This window comes from Flavobacterium fontis, assembly GCF_900129405.1.
Lineage (GTDB): Bacteria > Bacteroidota > Bacteroidia > Flavobacteriales > Flavobacteriaceae > Flavobacterium > Flavobacterium fontis.
On the sequence record NZ_FQVQ01000007.1, the window covers coordinates 138699 to 154799 of the forward strand.

General features: G+C 42.1%; 17 protein-coding genes and 1 tRNA gene. 13 read left to right on the forward strand and 5 right to left on the reverse strand.

Features of this window, described 5'->3' with window-relative positions:
* Window positions 1–27 precede the first annotated feature (27 nt).
* Together BUC17_RS07865 and BUC17_RS07870 are read left to right on the forward strand one after the other, a co-directional pair.
* Window positions 28–1941 (forward strand): ABC-F family ATP-binding cassette domain-containing protein, encoded by a 1914-nt coding sequence (locus BUC17_RS07865; protein ID WP_073363152.1) that lies wholly within the window; start codon window positions 28–30, stop codon window positions 1939–1941.
* A 5-nt stretch (window positions 1942–1946) separates the two neighbouring features.
* Window positions 1947–2309 (forward strand): DUF4345 domain-containing protein, encoded by a 363-nt coding sequence (locus BUC17_RS07870; RefSeq protein WP_159433937.1) that lies wholly within the window; start codon window positions 1947–1949, stop codon window positions 2307–2309.
* Here the strand turns inward: BUC17_RS07870 and BUC17_RS07875 are convergent.
* The gene (locus BUC17_RS07875) at window positions 2293–3447 is read right to left on the reverse strand and encodes a GNAT family N-acetyltransferase (RefSeq protein WP_073363155.1); all 1155 of its coding nucleotides are present in this window, start codon (window positions 3445–3447) and stop codon (window positions 2293–2295) included. The two genes, BUC17_RS07870 and BUC17_RS07875, sit on opposite strands and share 17 nt — an antisense overlap.
* Window positions 3448–3510: 63 nt before the next feature.
* Window positions 3511–3999, reverse strand: a complete 489-nt coding sequence (locus BUC17_RS07880) for a DUF1761 domain-containing protein (RefSeq protein WP_073363156.1) — start codon at window positions 3997–3999, stop codon at window positions 3511–3513.
* A 186-nt stretch (window positions 4000–4185) separates the two neighbouring features.
* Here BUC17_RS07880 and BUC17_RS07885 point away from each other — a divergent pair, with 186 nt between their 5' ends.
* The 3 genes from BUC17_RS07885 to era all read left to right on the forward strand — a co-directional run bounded on the left by BUC17_RS07885 (window position 4186) and on the right by era (window position 6168).
* Window positions 4186–5037 carry a leucine-rich repeat domain-containing protein gene (locus BUC17_RS07885; protein WP_073363158.1) on the forward strand — a complete coding sequence of 284 codons (852 nt, stop codon included), beginning with the start codon at window positions 4186–4188 and terminating at the stop codon, window positions 5035–5037.
* Between the two features lie 127 nt (window positions 5038–5164).
* Window positions 5165–5237, forward strand: a tRNA-Met gene (locus BUC17_RS07890).
* A 46-nt stretch (window positions 5238–5283) separates the two neighbouring features.
* A complete protein-coding gene (era, locus tag BUC17_RS07895; RefSeq protein WP_073363160.1) occupies window positions 5284–6168 on the forward strand; it encodes a GTPase Era in 885 nt (294 codons plus the stop codon).
* 113 nt (window positions 6169–6281) lie between these two features.
* On the opposite strand, the gene BUC17_RS07900 is transcribed toward era, so the two are convergent.
* Entirely contained in the window at window positions 6282–6788 is a 507-nt protein-coding gene (locus BUC17_RS07900) for a hypothetical protein (protein ID WP_073363162.1), read from the reverse strand.
* Between the two features lie 94 nt (window positions 6789–6882).
* Between BUC17_RS07900 and der the strand changes: the two genes are divergently transcribed.
* From der to BUC17_RS07925, 5 genes are all read left to right on the forward strand, one after another.
* On the forward strand, window positions 6883–8193 hold the full coding sequence (der, locus tag BUC17_RS07905; RefSeq protein ID WP_073363164.1) for a ribosome biogenesis GTPase Der: 1311 nt from the start codon (window positions 6883–6885) through the stop codon (window positions 8191–8193).
* Window positions 8194–8198: 5 nt separating this feature from the next.
* Complete coding sequence (locus tag BUC17_RS07910) at window positions 8199–8831, forward strand: 7-carboxy-7-deazaguanine synthase QueE (protein ID WP_073363165.1); 633 nt, start codon at window positions 8199–8201, stop codon at window positions 8829–8831.
* On the forward strand, window positions 8832–9635 hold the full coding sequence (locus BUC17_RS07915) for an energy transducer TonB (protein ID WP_083544807.1): 804 nt from the start codon (window positions 8832–8834) through the stop codon (window positions 9633–9635).
* Between the two features lie 101 nt (window positions 9636–9736).
* Window positions 9737–10162 (forward strand): DUF2059 domain-containing protein, encoded by a 426-nt coding sequence (locus BUC17_RS07920; RefSeq protein WP_083544810.1) that lies wholly within the window; start codon window positions 9737–9739, stop codon window positions 10160–10162.
* Between the two features lie 62 nt (window positions 10163–10224).
* Window positions 10225–11382 carry an aminotransferase class V-fold PLP-dependent enzyme gene (locus tag BUC17_RS07925; protein ID WP_073363170.1) on the forward strand — a complete coding sequence of 386 codons (1158 nt, stop codon included), beginning with the start codon at window positions 10225–10227 and terminating at the stop codon, window positions 11380–11382.
* A gap of 80 nt (window positions 11383–11462) precedes the next feature.
* On the opposite strand, the gene BUC17_RS07930 is transcribed toward BUC17_RS07925, so the two are convergent.
* On the reverse strand, window positions 11463–12164 hold the full coding sequence (locus BUC17_RS07930; RefSeq protein WP_073363171.1) for a class I SAM-dependent methyltransferase: 702 nt from the start codon (window positions 12162–12164) through the stop codon (window positions 11463–11465).
* A gap of 33 nt (window positions 12165–12197) precedes the next feature.
* On the opposite strand from BUC17_RS07930, the gene BUC17_RS07935 reads away from it, so the two are divergent.
* Together BUC17_RS07935 and BUC17_RS07940 are read left to right on the forward strand one after the other, a co-directional pair.
* A complete protein-coding gene (locus BUC17_RS07935; protein ID WP_073363173.1) occupies window positions 12198–12695 on the forward strand; it encodes a YkgJ family cysteine cluster protein in 498 nt (165 codons plus the stop codon).
* 41 nt (window positions 12696–12736) lie between these two features.
* On the forward strand, window positions 12737–12961 hold the full coding sequence (locus BUC17_RS07940; protein WP_073363175.1) for a hypothetical protein: 225 nt from the start codon (window positions 12737–12739) through the stop codon (window positions 12959–12961).
* Here BUC17_RS07940 and BUC17_RS07945 read toward each other — a convergent pair.
* The gene (locus tag BUC17_RS07945; RefSeq protein WP_073363194.1) at window positions 12958–14259 is read right to left on the reverse strand and encodes an exo-beta-N-acetylmuramidase NamZ family protein; all 1302 of its coding nucleotides are present in this window, start codon (window positions 14257–14259) and stop codon (window positions 12958–12960) included. The genes BUC17_RS07940 and BUC17_RS07945 overlap by 4 nt on opposite strands.
* Before the next feature lie 4 nt (window positions 14260–14263).
* Here BUC17_RS07945 and BUC17_RS07950 point away from each other — a divergent pair, with 4 nt between their 5' ends.
* A complete protein-coding gene (locus BUC17_RS07950; protein ID WP_073363177.1) occupies window positions 14264–15499 on the forward strand; it encodes an ABC transporter permease in 1236 nt (411 codons plus the stop codon).
* Window positions 15500–16101: the final 602 nt, after the last annotated feature.

The following is a 16101-nucleotide window of genomic DNA, read 5'->3' on the forward strand; positions in this document are numbered from 1 at the left end:
ATCTCATGTAACTTAAGTCACAATTTTATGTTGAATATCCATAATTTATCGGTTTCTTTCGGAGGTACCTATTTGTTTGAAGAAGTAACCTTTCGATTGGGTTCGGGCGATCGCGTCGGACTCGTAGGGAAAAATGGCGCCGGTAAATCAACCATGCTCAAAATTTTGGCAGGCGATATCAAACCCGATAGTGGGACGATTGCCACCGAGCGCGATATTAAATTAGGGTTTTTACGTCAAGATATCGATTTTGAACAAGGCCGAACCGTACTCGAAGAAGCCTATGAAGCTTTTGAAGAAATTAAATATATCGAGCGAAAAATTGAGGATATAAACCATCAATTGGTCACGCGAACCGATTATGAAAGCGAAGCCTACAGTCAGTTGATTGAAGATTTGTCCGAGTTCACGCATCGTTTTGAATTGTTGGACGGCTACAATTATGTGGGAAACACTGAGCGCATTTTATTGGGCTTAGGATTCAAACGGGAGGAATTTAACAATCCCACCGAAACCTTCTCGGGAGGGTGGCGTATGCGAATTGAACTTGCCAAACTTTTATTGCAGTCCAACGATGTTTTACTCCTCGATGAGCCCACCAATCACTTGGATATTGAAAGTATTATTTGGTTGGAAAGCTTTTTGAAAACATTTCCAGGCGTGGTCGTGATAGTATCCCATGATAAAATGTTTTTGGATAACGTGACCAACCGAACCATAGAAATTTCACTAGGTAAAATATACGATTACAACAAACCCTATTCACAATACCTTGTTCTTCGCGAAGATATCCGTGAAAAACAATTAGCCTCCCAACGCAATCAGCAAAAAAAGATAGAGGAAACCGAAAAACTGATTGAACGCTTTCGCTACAAAGCAACCAAAGCAGCCATGGCCCAATCGATGATTAAAAAGTTGGAAAAAGTCGAACGCATTGAAGTTGATGAAGACGACAATGCCGTTATGGCGATATCCTTTCCTGTTTCCAAAACGCCTGGCCGTGTCGTTATTGAAGCAGAAAATGTGTCAAAAGCTTTTGAGGCGAAAAAAGTATTGCAAGGAATTTCTCTTTTGGTGGAGCGCGGGAGTAAAATCGCTTTCGTGGGACAAAACGGCCAAGGAAAATCTACATTCATCAAAGCGATTGTCAATGCATTTCCCTACGAAGGGAGCATAAAGCTAGGCCATAATGTTGAGCTTGGTTATTTTGCTCAAAATCAAGCCGATCATTTAGACGGTGAAAAAACGCTCTTGGATACCATGCTCGAGGCCGCTACCGATGCCAATCGCGCTAAAGTTCGCGACATGTTGGGCGCCTTTTTGTTTCGCGGTGATGATGTGGAGAAAAAAGTCAAAGTGCTATCAGGAGGCGAACGGAATCGCTTGGCCTTATGCCGACTTTTGTTGCAACCCATCAATGTATTGCTGATGGACGAACCCACGAATCACTTGGATATTAAGTCCAAAAACGTTCTCAAAGCAGCTCTTGAACAGTACGAGGGTACGCTTCTGATTGTATCGCATGATCGTGACTTTTTGCAAGGCTTGGCCACGACCGTTTATGAGTTTAAAGACACTAAAATAAGAGAATACCTCGGCGATATCAACTTTTTCTTGGAACAACGCAATGCGCAATCGATGCGGGATTTTGAACAAAAAGGAATTCCCAACGATGTGCAAGACGAACCTAAAGCGGAGAAAAAAACACTGAGTTTTGAAGCCCAAAAAGCTCAAAAATCATTGCAAAACAAATTGTCCAAAATTGAAAGTCAAATTCAAGACTTGGAAAAAGCCATACAAAATGACGACAAAGAACTAGCTTCCAATTACAACAAACACATTGAGAATGCTGCCTTTTTTGCCGCTTATGAAAAGAAAAAGCAAGAGTTAGAGCAACTTTTGGAGGAATGGGAACGAATTCAACTCGAACTGGAAGCGTGAAAAATTTGCACTTAATAATTGCCAGCAGCATTGTAATTCCTGCCGGGCTCTGCTACGGATTTGCACCCGATTGGGCTTTTGGGATAACCGATACCTCACCAACTTTACATAGTGTGTTGAAAGCGATAATGGGACTCTATATCGCCTTCGCCTTGTTTTGGGTGGTAGGGATAATCAAACCAAAGTATTGGGGAGCGGCCACTTGGTCCACGCTTTTATTTATGTGGGGATTGGTCTTTGGCCGCATCGTCGCTTGGTTCTTGACAGGAATGCCCGCGCCAATTTTTGTGTTTGGGATTGTTGGGGAGTTTATACTCGGGTTGTATGCCGTATTGCAATTGCGGAAGTATTCTAATTCAACTTTTTAAACGGGTGGCGCTGCTCCCATCGTATCGGTGGTTCTAGATTTTTAAATAAACGCGGCAATAGTTTCTGAACCCACGGTTGGTTGTGTTGCATAAAGCCAAACATTGGAACGGGTTCTGCTCCGATAGAACTTTTAATTTCCAAAGCCGTTCGCCCAAAAATGATGCGCTGAAACTGGTTTTCTATGCCAAAAGCGGTCATTCGATATAACATGTTTAAATACAACATCCGCTCTTTCTGATGTGCCGCATCGTAACCCAAAAAGTAAGTCTCTAAGGTTTGGCCGTTCAAAAGTAAGGTGTGAAACCCAATCAATTTGTCCTCCAAAAAATATCCAAATACTTTAAATCGATCGCCACATTGTTTTTTGAATACATAAAAATGATTCTTCGCTAGAAAGAAGGTGTTAAAAGGAGCATTGAGCGCGACATGATGGTATAAGGCATACATTTCCTCTTCATACGTTTGTATCATGGATAAATCCATTTCACTGCATACAATACCTTCACCTTTTTTTTGGGCGCGTTTGTATTGATCCCGGTATTTTTTTTGAAAATCAGCAACGTAATCGTGCATATTTTGCCAGGAAGGGAGTAAACGAAAAATCATATTGGGTTGCACCGAGAAATGAAAAAGCGATCGAAAAGCACGGGTGCCTAAAGCTTGAGAATCTTCGGTGTAAAAATCTTTAAAGGAAACCAAATGAATGCGGATGCCCTCCTGCTTAAAATGCCCCATGAGTGCATCTGCCATCGAACGAAGTAATCGACTCAAATCCTCCGGGGCAAGGGGTTTTATAAAAGTGTACCCATTTTGACCTGTAATCATTGTATTCCCCACAAAAAGGACATGCCGGGCTAAACGACGAAAAACAAAGTTGCGCACTTTCGTTTTCATACAATGCTGTCGTTCGCCAAAAGAATACAATTTGCTGATATCTAAATACTGCGCCAAGGCAACGCCAATCAAGTGCTCTTTTTCATAAATGCCAATAAAGAAACAGCGCATGTTGGTGGGCGCCGATTCCTCCAAGACCCTCAGATAAGGCGTTTGTAAAAAAGCATTATCATGCGCCACCGTATCCCAGGTTGCGGGTAAAGAATCAATGGTAGTGTAAAGCGTGAAGTGTAAATCAGACATGCTAAAAAAATCGCCACACAAAGGTAGAGCGATTCCCTATAAATAAAATGTTAAGAGGATTGATTATGGCATACTGCATAAAATGCCTCCCATAATTGTAAAACAAACAATCCAATACCCACCATGGATTAAAATGTACTTTGCCGAACGACGCTCATACAAGGCATTGGTTCCCACAAGCGGAAGGGCTAGTAAAACACCCGACATGAATCCGTGTAAAGCACCGTGCTTAAAGGTGCGAAACTTCATGCCGTAATCATTCATAAAGGCAGCATAGGAGGGAAGGGCTTGTTTAACATCGCCACCAATCATTCCCAAAGCACCCCATTGATGAATGGTCAACATGTTGATGATAAGCGAAATCATCAAGGCAAAAAGAAAGGTCATCCCAAAGAGAAGTCCCATATTTGCTCCCTTGATTTTTTCTTCTGTCATGCCCGATTCCCGCATCCATACCGTTCCCATAACTTTAGGATGATACCAAATAAAGCCAATAACTAAGGAGGAAACCGCGGCACATAACACGGCAATCCAATTCATTTGTAATTCCATAAAATGTTGATTTAAAGGTTGGTGTACCAAAGATAAAACATTTATTCTTTTGTTTATTGTCGCATATAATTGTAAGAAAAATAGTATTTAAATATCGACTATTTTACAATTAAATGCATTTCATCGATTTTATTTGCATATAAACGACAACCTCCCCTATATTTACATCACCAAATCTAAACAATCATGAGACTATTCGTAACCCTTTTTGCCCTATTTCTTGCTACCACCGCTCTAGCCGAAGTTTCTACTGCTGAGCGCAAAGCACTTCTCGACTTCTACAAAACTGCACAAGGTGCGCAATGGATCCATACCTGGGATCTCACAAAACCCGTAGCTACTTGGTACGGTGTAAAGGTTGAAAATGACCAAGTGACGGCCATTGACTTATCCGATAACAATCTTTCGGGGACGTTGACTGCAAAAATTGGGGACTTAAAGCACTTACAATCGTTGGTGTTGTTCAAAAACAATTTAGAAGGTGCTTTGCCAACTTCATTGGGTCAATTAAAAAAGCTTCAAACTCTTAACGTTTCCTTCAACAAATTTTCAGGGACCATTCCTGCCGAAATTGGAAACGCTGTGTCGCTCACTGAGTTGGTGATGTTCATGAATGATTTTTCGGGATCAATCCCTTCTTCTATCGGAGCGCTTACACAATTGCAAACGCTATCTTTGTACAACAATCGTTTGACTGGAGATATTCCTGCCGCGATTTATGCCCTAAAAGGATTGCGCACACTTGAACTAAACAGCAATGAGTTGACTGGAAGCTTGCAGCCCGAAATTGCCAACTTAACAGCGCTTGAAACACTAAGTTTATTCGACAACAAACTCAACGGACGCATTCCTGTTGAAATCGAAAAATTAAATAACTTAACGGCTATGAACATCTCTTACAACAAATTCAACGGTTTTGTGACCAAGAAAATGTATGCCAAAGACATGATGAACATGACCATGATTAACGAACAAGGTTTGGCCGTAAACCTGTCGGTAAAAACCGATCCTAACACGGCAATTGCCAACGAAGAATAATTTTTTTCCTATATCCGAGTCTAAAGCCCTGTGAATCACAGGGTTTTTTTATGGGCTCAAGTTTTTTATTTTTTTTAATTCATAATTTGTAATTCAAATAATAGTCTTATATTTGCACCCGAAACAGCGCGGGATAGAGCAGTAGGTAGCTCGTCGGGCTCATAACCCGAAGGTCACAGGTTCGAGTCCTGTTCCCGCTACTAAGAACCCAGCATCCGCTGGGTTTTTTTATGTAATCCCATTATCATGTCACACAAAGCCGGTTTCGTCAATATCATCGGGAATCCCAACGTTGGGAAGTCAACCTTAATGAATGCTTTCATCGGAGAACGTCTTTCGATCATTACCTCCAAAGCACAAACCACCCGTCATCGTATTCTTGGCATTGTCAATGGCGACGATTTTCAGGTGGTACTATCCGATACGCCAGGGATTATCAAGCCGGCATACGAACTGCAAAATGCCATGATGGATTTTGTGAAAACCGCTTTTGAAGACGCCGATGTGCTTTTGTACATGGTTGAAATTGGCGAGAAAGAATTAAAAGACGAAGCCTTTTTTAACAAAATAATTCACGCCAAAATCCCCGTCCTCCTCTTGCTCAACAAAATCGATACGTCCAACCAAGAACAGTTGGAAGCACAGGTCGCATTGTGGCAAGAAAAAGTGCCCAATGCCGAGATTTTTCCCATTTCAGCCTTGAAAAATTTTAACGTCAAAGAAGTGTTTGACCGTATCCTTGCCCTATTGCCCGATTCGCCGCCCTATTACCCCAAAGATGCTCTCACCGACAAACCCGAGCGTTTTTTCGTCAACGAAATCATCCGCGAGAAAATCTTACTCAACTACGACAAAGAAATTCCCTATGCCGTCGAAGTAGAAACCGAGGAATTTAAGGAAGAGGAACACATTATTCGCATCAAAGCCCTCATTATGGTAGAGCGCGAAACACAAAAAGGAATAATCATCGGCCACAAAGGCGGTGCGCTCAAAAAAGTAGGCACCATGGCGCGGGAAGACATGGAGAAATTCTTCGGCAAACAAGTCTACCTCGAAATCTTTGTCAAAATCAATAAGGATTGGCGCAGCAATGCCCGACAATTACGTCGCTTCGGATACAATCAAAAATAAGGAGCAGCATGTCTCGATTTCTTGCGAATGCCGCGTCCTACTGTCCGCACTACCTCCCGGCCTAACGGCTTCGGTAGGGTAGTTGGCTCCCATCAGGGCTATACAGTGAGCTTCTACCTCGATTTGTGTTGTAAAGCCTCTTCCATCAACGCCTCCAAGTCATGCATTTGGTCAATACCTTGCTCGCGAATCTGACGGGCAACAACATACAACATGAACCAAACGCCTACCATCATCCCCATGATGAAAATGTTCCAAAGTATAGGCTGCTTCAACGTCCAATTGGAATAGGCCATGACGCCAAAAATCACAAACACGCCCGCTACGATAAAATGCAAAAACATAAATAACGTCCATAAGGTGGGGTCGGGACCAAACAATCCACGAATATGCGTTCCCGATTCAGGATGGGATTCCAATTCCAAATGCAAGTGCGGTGAATAATAAGCGCGCTGCGGCCCCACAATGTGAAACCAAATATGCGTGTCATTGACCTTAATCGTATACTCCGCAGGGCATTTGGATTTATAGTCTTCAAAAAGCGCTCGAACTTCAGCAACCGTTTCGGGTACATCTTTGTAAAAGCGCAACCGTAATTGAATAGCATTTTCGTTTTCCATGGCAGAGGAATAGGAGTTTGATTTTAACTAAGATACAAAAAATTAGATAGCTCGAGCCAACTTTATTACCTTTGCATCCCAATTTAGAATACGTATGAACAATATCGTCGCCATTGTAGGGCGCCCCAATGTAGGGAAGTCTACTTTTTTTAACCGACTTATTCAACGAAGAGAAGCTATCGTCGATTCGGTGAGTGGGGTAACCCGTGATCGGATTTACGGAAAAAGTGAATGGAACGGTAAAGAGTTCTCGGTCATTGATACCGGAGGATATATCAAAGGTTCTGACGATATCTTTGAAGCCGAAATTCGCAAGCAAGTCGAACTCGCCATCGAAGAAGCCGACGCCATTATTTTTGTCGTGGATGTCGAAGAAGGAATCACACCCATGGATGCCGAAGTCGCCAAATTATTGCGAAAAGTGACCAAACCTGTACTTTTGGCGGTCAATAAAGTCGATTCCGCGAGCCGTGAAAAAGACGCTTTCGAATTTTATAACCTAGGCTTAGGGGAATATTTTACCCTTTCAGGAATGAACGGAAGTGGTACGGGCGATTTACTCGACAAACTTGTGGAAGTACTCCCCGAATTGCCCGAAACCCCCGATGAAGAGGAAGTTTTGCCTCGTTTTTGTGTAGTGGGACGTCCGAATGCCGGGAAATCATCTTTCATCAATGCCTTGATTGGGGAAGATCGCTACATTGTTACCGATATCGCTGGAACCACCCGCGATGCCATCGATACCCGATTTACCAAGTTTGGTTTTGACTTTAATTTAGTCGATACCGCAGGAATTCGCCGTAAAGCCAAAGTGAAAGAGGACCTAGAATTTTATTCCGTGATGCGCTCCGTGCGCGCCATCGAACACAGCGATGTGTGTATCCTCATGGTCGATGCGACCCGCGGTTTTGAAAGTCAAGACCAGAATATCTTTTGGTTGGCACAAAAAAACCGTAAAGGAGTCGTTATTTTGGTGAATAAATGGGACTTGATCGAAAAAGAAACCATGACCATGCGCGAATACGAACTTCGAATTCGTGAGCAGTTGGAGCCGTTTACCGACGTGCCTATTTTGTTTATTTCGGCCTTAACCAAACAACGATTACTCAAAGCCTTGGAAGCGGCTGTTACCGTGTATGAAAACCGTAAACAGCGTATTGCAACCTCCAAATTTAACGAATACATGTTGGATTTGATTGAGCGTTTTCCACCTCCCGCTTTGAAGGGCAAGTACATCAAAATCAAATACTGTATGCAGTTGCCCACACCCGTGCCGCAGTTTGTGTTTTTTGCCAACTTACCCCAATACGTCAAAGATCCGTACAAACGATTTTTAGAAAATAAAATACGGGAAAACTGGAATTTTTCTGGTGTTCCCATCGATATTTACATTCGCGATAAATAGATTTCATGCTCACACAAGAAGTACAAAAAGCGGTTGATAGAGGCGAGCTGTTGCCCCTTATGGAAGAATTCTACACCATTCAAGGCGAAGGATTTCATACCGGAACGGCAGCCTATTTTATTCGTATTGGCGGTTGTGATGTCGGGTGCCATTGGTGTGACGTGAAAGAAAGTTGGAATGCCGATTTACATCCCCCAACAGCAGTTGAACATATCGTTGCCAATGCTCAAAAATATGCCGATACTGTGGTCGTTACAGGAGGCGAGCCCCTAACTTGGGACATGACACTACTCACCGCATCTTTAAAAGAAGCACAACTTCGTGTACACATCGAAACTTCAGGAAGTTATCCCGTGACTGGACATTGGGATTGGTTTTGTTTGTCGCCCAAGAAGAACCGATTGCCTGTTCCCGAGGCCTATCAAGCCGCCGATGAATTGAAAGTAATCATTCACAACAAACACGATTTCATCTTCGCCGAAGAGCAAGCCGCTTTAGTCAATCCCAAAGCCATTCTTTTCTTGCAACCCGAATGGAGTAAACGCGAGCAAATGACGCCGCTTATCGTTGAGTATGTCATGCAACACCCCAAGTGGCGCGTTTCGCTTCAAACCCATAAATATTTAAACATCCCTTAAGTGAAAAAAGTAATGCTTTGCGTGATGTATTTGTTGACGCTCGTTGCAGTCGCTCAACCGATACAACCTCCTAAGATGCCCGTATTTCCATTAGATAAATACGCTTCTTTCGAAGATTTTTTAGCCAAACAAAGTGCAATTGCTATCGATTCCACTCAAGTTATACATTTTAAAGTTACCTTTTATATCGATAATCAAGGTACAGTGTGCTTTCCCACTGTTTTTTTCCATGCCAACGAAGCCGATGCTAATCGCCTTTTCAATACCCTTCTTCAATCTCCAAAATGGCGCATGGAGGGCGTACAATCGGAGTATATGACCTTGGTGGAAAAATCAATTCGTATTACCAAGGGGCAATGGGAAGCCAAAACAAAATTCATGAGCTATAAAAGTTCCAGCCTCAATCTTGATGCCTTAAAAAGCCAAAGTGTTGTCGCTTATATGCCTCAAGGTGAAGAATCCAAACCGGTATTAGTTGAAGAAGAGCCAGAACCAGTCTATGCCTCGCATCAAACCGAAATCAAACCCGAGTTTCCGGGAGGTCAAAAAGCATTTTATTCGTTTATTGGAAAAGCATTTAAAGCTCCTGATGTGCCAGGTTTCAACGGAACAGTGTTTGTCAGTTTTGTTATTGAAAAAGATGGAACGCTAGCAGAAATAAAGGTATTGCGGGATGCGGGTTATGGTACCGGGGAAGAAGCCGTACGTGTTTTAAAATCTTCTCCCAAGTGGCAACCCGCCACACAAAGAGGCGTGCCTGTTCGGTGCCGTTATTCGATACCCATAAAGATTAAAAATAATTAAAATAAGCACTATTCATAACAAATGAGTAACAAAAAAAATGTTTTTGCGTCTAAGAAATTAAATGTAAAAACGTACATTTATAACAATTAATAAAACATATCATGAAAAAATTAGTTTACACATTCGCATTTGTTTGCGTTTCCTCTTTGGCAATGGCACAAGCCCCTGCAAAACCAGCTGTTGATGAGGCTTTTAAAAAAGAATGTTTAGCCGTTATTGAAGCAAGTGGCTCAGGAAATGTGCTAAGCGGATACAAAGATCAATTGTTGGGACAAGTGCCTGACGATAAAAAAGCAGCCTTCACCATGGAGTTTGATGCTATGATGAAAAAAATTAATGAAAAAACAGCTGAAGTTTACGCGCAAATCTACACTAAAGAGGACATCAAAGCGATGATGGCATTTTATAACAGTCCAGTTGGAAAAAAAATGAAAGAAAAAGCAGGTGAAGTCAATCAAAAGTCTCAAGAAGCGATGATGGAAATTCAAGCGGACTTGCAAGCGATGATGATGAAATACATGCAATAATCAATGCAAAAACCTAAAGAAGTCCCGAACAATTTGTTTGGGATTTTTTTTGACCTGTTCTTATGAAAACACATTTTTTACTAGATCCAGCGATTACCTTTTTAAATCACGGTTCTTTCGGAGCGACACCCCAACCTGTTTTTGAAGCCAAAATAGGTTTCCAACGTGAAATGGAAGCTGACCCCGTGCATTTTATCCAAAAGAAATTACCCATATACCTTAAAGAAGCCAAACGTCCATTGGCGGAGTTTCTGGGCTGTGAAGCCGCCGATTTTTTCTTTACACCCAACCCAACGCAGGCCATCAATACCATCATGCGCAGTTTGCAATTGCAACCGGGAGATGAAATTTTAGCCACCAATCATGAATACGGAGCGATGGATCGTACATGGCATTTTTATTGTAAAAAATCAGGGGCGAAATACATTCGTCAAAATATTTCCTTGCCGATTACCTCCAAAGAACAAATCTTAGAAGATTTCTGGAAAGGGTATACGTCAAAGACAAAAGTGGTTTTTATCAATCAAATTTCGAGTGCAACGGCACTCATTTTCCCCGTCAAAGAAATATGTGACAAAGCCCAAGAACTCGGTTTAATTATCATCGTTGATGGCGCACACGTGCCCGGTCATATTCCATTGAATTTGCGCGAACTCGATCCCGATTATTATACAGGAACGCTGCACAAATGGATGTTGGCCCCCAAAGGAAGTTCGTTTTTGTATGTAAAAAAGGAGTTTCAAGCCGACCTTGATCCGTTGATTGTGAGTTGGGGCTACGAAAGTTTGTTTCCCAGCGAAAGTCAATTTTTGGATTACCACGAATACCAAGGCACCAATGATCATTCGACTTATTTATGTACACCCCAAGTGATTCAATTTTTAAAAGAAAATGATTGGGAAACACATGCCAAGTCCTGTCGTGCTATTGTGTTGAAACACTATCCACGATTTTGTAAGCTGTTAAACAGTCAGCCCCTTTGTCCCGTAACCGAAGAATTTTTGGGTCAGATGGCGAGTATTCCCGTGTGTACGTCAAAACCCACGGAATTAAAGGAATTGCTGTATTCCAAATACCACATTCAAATTCCGGTCATGCCGTTGAATGATGGCGTGTATGTGCGGTTTTCAATCAATGCGTACAATACAGAATCCGATTTAGATACCTTGTATGCGGCGTTATGGGATATTATCCAAACCACGGATTTGATTGAAATATAGATTTGCAGCCCGGATTGAAGCGGCATCCCCGCAACGAAGTGGAGGGATACAGCGGAAAGCCGGAATTGCTGCCCAAAAAATTAAACCGTCAACCGTGCTAAATAATCGTAATTTTTGCCTTCGGCGACCAATTCACAATGGAAACCGTTGGCCAAGGCTGCGTTTTGTAGCGTATTGTAATCCAAATACAACCACGGGAATTGCTCTTTTTGCCCTTTGTAATGGAGGGTAAATTCGAGTTCGCCATAATAACCCGTATCCGGAATCCAACGCCCGCCGTCTTCGTCTTCGTCAAACATGTAAATCAGGTCTGAACTGTCAATCAGAATTTGGCCTCCCGGACTCAAAAGGGATTTTAATTTCTGGAGGTAAGTGGCGGTTTGATTCAGTTTACCAAAAATTCCGGTGCCGTTCATCAGTAATAGTATTGTGTCGTATAGGGTTTCGGACTTGTAATCGAGTACTGAACTTTGGATACAATTTTGGATTTTTTGCATACGACAAGCTTCAATAGCATAAGCAGATTGATCCAATGCCGTTACATTCATCCCTTTTTGTTGGAGATATAAGGCATGACAGCCCGCACCCGCACCAACATCCAAAACCTTTCCTTTGGCGAGTTGCAGCGCTTTTTGTTCGAGTGGCGGCATATTTTTATAGGTTCGAAACAAATACGCCACGTCCATTTCGTCTTCTTCAGATATCGAAGTTTCCGTAAGTAAGGGTTGCGGATTATTTTGGGTGTAAAAATCGAGGAGGGCTTGGCCGAATAAATCCAACATGATTGTATTTTTGCACAAAGATACCGAGCAACCTTGAAACCAGCATTACACGAATTAGCAAAATTGGCCAAAGAACGCCAGAGTGAGAACAAAAAGTATTTTGACAAACTCAAAAAACATCCACCGCGCGATTTGGATTATCAGATGCAGGAGTTGCATGAACGTGAATTTAAAAAAACGGATTGTTTGCAATGTGCCAATTGCTGTAAAACTACAGGGCCTTTATTTACTTCAGCTGATATTGAACGGATTGCGAAGCATTTTCGCCAAAAGCCGCAGCAATTTATAGATCACTATTTACGCATTGATGAGGATAACGATTATGTGTTGAAAAGTGTACCGTGTACGTTTTTGGATGCCGAAAACTATTGTACGATTTATGAAGTGCGACCCAAAGCTTGCCGGGAATATCCACATACCGATCGAACGAAGTTTTATCAAATCGCAAGCTTGACCCTACAAAACGTTTCCATTTGCCCGGCGGCTTTCAATATTGTCGAGGAAATGAAAAAAAGAATTCCAATGAAATAATATTTTTTTGTAGTATTCGTTTTGTAAAAAACACACTACGTATGCGGCATGTATTTATTCTTCTCGGGATTTATGGAGTCGGGTTGGGACTTACCTTGTTTGGTGCCTATATCGATACCGATGTGCCCCAGTCTGAACACATTTCGTTGGGAATGGAAATTGTTTGCATGTCCCTAATCGTTTTTGGATTGCTTACGGGAATCTTTTATAGTTTGTTTTTTACCTTCATGGGGTTGAAACGGATTTTGGAACAGCGTTTTGCTTAGTACAATAAATAAGGCTGACGCATTTTTTTGAAAGCTTCAAGGCCATTTTTCCAGGAATCACGAATAGCCTCCTCTGAATCTCCCGCTTCAATTTGTTGACGCAACGTTTGCGTTCCCGCCAATTTGGTAAAAAAATCATTGAAGAAAGTTGCTTTATCCTCCGTATTGGCATACGCTTTTAAGAGCCATTTGAGTTCAAGTCGGTTAACCTTTTCAATTTTTGATAAATCTTCTCCAAAACATTTTAGTCCTTTATGCGGCGGTTCTTTAGCACCAAAATTTGGTTCAGGCGTAAATTCATATCGCATATTTTTAAGGAAGGGCGAACCGTAAATTTGAAATTGCAAATCCGTACCGCGTCCCACACTTACATTGGTGCCTTCAAAGAAACACAAACTTGCATATAGATTTATGGATTGATCGTTGGGCAAATTCGGCGAAGGTCGCACAGGTAAGCTGTATTCCATATCCCGTTTGTAATTCAGGCAGGGAATCACAGTAAGTTCGCATTGTTTCCCATCTTTCAACCATTTTTCCCCATTAATCATTTGCGCATATTCTCCAATGGTCATTCCATGAAGAACAGGAATCGGGTGCATGCCTACAAAACTAGTATGCTCCTTTTCCAAAACAGGACCATCAACGATGCTACCATTCGGATTGGGGCGGTCCAAAACTAGTAGAGGAATGTTATTTTCAGCACAAGCTTCCATAATGTAATGTAAAGAGGAAATATAGGTGTAAAAACGCGCACCCACATCTTGCAAGTCAAAAACCATAATGTCAAGGCCTTCCAATTGCTCAGGCTTGGGTTTTTTATTGTTGCCATAAAGTGAAATGATCGGCAAGCCCGTTTGGGTATCTTTCCCGTCTTTGATCAACTCCCCAGCATCGGCTGTGCCACGAAAACCGTGTTCAGGGGCATATATCTTTTGAACAGCAATGTGGGATTCCAAAAGAAAATCGACTATGGATTGACTATACTGTTGAAGATTGCCTTGCGCATCGCGTTTATAAAAATATCGAACGGCAATAATTTTACCATTGGGTAAGGTATCATTGGTAGCATTACTGGCAGTAAGTAGTCCCGACGGATTGGTGATAATTCCAACGTTCTTTCCTTTTAAAAGGTGTAAGTAAGATTTTGTATTTTCAGCTCCAGTAAGTAAAATAGCTTCCGATTGTTTGACAATGGGTACGCTTGTGCTTTGGGTTGGTCTTTTCGTTTGCAACCCGCTACACGAAACGATTAGTAAAACCAAGAATAAAACAGTACTTTTGAGCACCCAATTACGCATACGATTGAATTTAGAATATTTCATAGCAAAACGCCTCACGGCTTCCAAAAAGGTTAAAAGTAGTGTTTCTGCCCCAATTATAAAAATTGCAGTGGTGGCAATCGCTTTGGGAATTTTTATGATGGTACTCTCCGTCGCTACAGGTGTGGGTTTGCAACAAAAAATTCGAGAGAAAGTGGCCGCCTTCAACGGTCATATTGTCATTAGTGCCTTCAACGGCAATGCCTCCGAAGTAAGTACCGAACCCATCGCACTCCACCAAAAATTTTACCCAAAATTTACCACCGTAAACGGTATCGATCATGTGCAAGCTGTGGCTACTAAAGCAGGGGTCATCCGTACAGCGAGTTCCTTTGAAGGGATTTTGTTCAAAGGGGTTGGAACCGATTTTCGCTGGTCGGCTATTCAGGAGTATTTAGTCGCAGGTACGATTCCCAAACTTGGTAAAGGCTACTCCAACGAGGTTTTGATTTCACAATACTTGGCCAACCGACTCCATCTGAAGGTTGGAAGCCAGTTTAATACGTTTTTCTTAGCGCAGGGTCAAAACACCTTGCCCAAAGCACGACGGTTTACAGTGTCCGGAATTTACAACTCGGGCGTTAAAGATTTCGACTCGGTGTATCTTATCGGTGACATCAAGCACGTGCAACGCATGAACCGCTGGCGCCCCGATCAAGTGGGTAGTTTTGAAGTTTTTGTGACCGATTTTAACCGTATCGCCGAAACGGGACAAGCCGTCTACCAAGAAACAGGCTCGCTGTTAAATACCCAAACCATCACCGAAAAATATTATTACATCTTCGACTGGCTAAAGCTTTTCGATTTTAATATCCTTATTATCTTGTGCGTCATGATTGCCGTTTCGACCATCAATATGGTAGTGGCCTTGTTGGTGCTTATCTTAGAGCGAACACAAATGATAGGTATACTCAAAGCCATGGGAGCGACCAATTGGTCGGTACGAAAAATCTTTTTGTACAATGCGTTGCATCTTATCGTGCGCGGTCTGCTGTGGGGGAATGGTGTTGCCTTACTCGTGTTGTACATACAAAAGTATTTCGGAGTCATTCGTCTCGATCCCGAAAGCTATTATGTGACCACCGCACCTGTATCTATTGATTACGGCTATATTGCCTTACTCAATGTAGGTACAATACTTGTGTGTTTGCTCGTACTTCTTATTCCTTCCTATATTATTACGCGCATCGTGCCCTCCAAAACCATTCGCTTCGATTAGTTTTAGGCAGCACTGTGTTTTGGGTTTTGGTGTATGCGGGTTCCCGTGCTATGCTATACCGGCCCCTTGGGGCTATCGCCGGGGCAGGGTACCGCGTCGCCCGGGGCTGTGTTGTGCGCTTACTGCTTCAGAAGAAGGCCTTACGCCCCTGCTTTAAATAACCAAAACCAAAAAAAGTCGCCTTTTTCACGATTTTTTTGGAGTGTTGTATTTTCAAAAACCACCCCAAACTCGGCCGTTGGGGTGGATTTTACCCTCGAAAACCAGCCTCCTCCCAGGTGTAAGTCTTTGGAAACAAGCCCATAGAAAAAAAGATAGAAAAAAGACCGCTTTTTTTTTGGAGTTAGGGTGTATAGGTTTCTATATTTGCACTCCCAAAACGGAAGTGATGGGGTTTCGGAATGGTAAAAGATTTTGAAAAAAAGTTGCAAAAGTATTTGTCAGATTAAAAAAGAGTTTTACTTTTGCACCCGCTAACCGAGAGAGGTTAGTTAGAATAGAGAAGACAAGTTCATAGACATATTGGATTGACAGCAAAAATTAAGAGAGAGTAAGGCTAATCGATATGGATTAGAATTAAGCTAGAACCCGAGTCAAAAAAA

What these genes read in the sequence shown, in the direction of transcription:
- BUC17_RS07945 (WP_073363194.1), bottom strand. Translation starts at nt 14,259, where the DNA reads ATGCGTAATTGGGTGCTCAAAAGTACTGTTTTATTCTTGGTTTTACTA.
- era (WP_073363160.1), top strand. Translation starts at nt 5,284, where the DNA reads ATGTCACACAAAGCCGGTTTCGTCAATATCATCGGGAATCCCAACGTT.
- BUC17_RS07880 (WP_073363156.1), bottom strand. Translation starts at nt 3,999, where the DNA reads ATGGAATTACAAATGAATTGGATTGCCGTGTTATGTGCCGCGGTTTCC.
- BUC17_RS07875 (WP_073363155.1), bottom strand. Translation starts at nt 3,447, where the DNA reads ATGTCTGATTTACACTTCACGCTTTACACTACCATTGATTCTTTACCC.
- BUC17_RS07930 (WP_073363171.1), bottom strand. Translation starts at nt 12,164, where the DNA reads ATGTTGGATTTATTCGGCCAAGCCCTCCTCGATTTTTACACCCAAAAT.
- BUC17_RS07925 (WP_073363170.1), top strand. Translation starts at nt 10,225, where the DNA reads ATGAAAACACATTTTTTACTAGATCCAGCGATTACCTTTTTAAATCAC.
- BUC17_RS07865 (WP_073363152.1), top strand. Translation starts at nt 28, where the DNA reads ATGTTGAATATCCATAATTTATCGGTTTCTTTCGGAGGTACCTATTTG.
- BUC17_RS07920 (WP_083544810.1), top strand. Translation starts at nt 9,737, where the DNA reads ATGAAAAAATTAGTTTACACATTCGCATTTGTTTGCGTTTCCTCTTTG.
- BUC17_RS07885 (WP_073363158.1), top strand. Translation starts at nt 4,186, where the DNA reads ATGAGACTATTCGTAACCCTTTTTGCCCTATTTCTTGCTACCACCGCT.
- BUC17_RS07940 (WP_073363175.1), top strand. Translation starts at nt 12,737, where the DNA reads ATGCGGCATGTATTTATTCTTCTCGGGATTTATGGAGTCGGGTTGGGA.
- der (WP_073363164.1), top strand. Translation starts at nt 6,883, where the DNA reads ATGAACAATATCGTCGCCATTGTAGGGCGCCCCAATGTAGGGAAGTCT.
- BUC17_RS07900 (WP_073363162.1), bottom strand. Translation starts at nt 6,788, where the DNA reads ATGGAAAACGAAAATGCTATTCAATTACGGTTGCGCTTTTACAAAGAT.
- BUC17_RS07910 (WP_073363165.1), top strand. Translation starts at nt 8,199, where the DNA reads ATGCTCACACAAGAAGTACAAAAAGCGGTTGATAGAGGCGAGCTGTTG.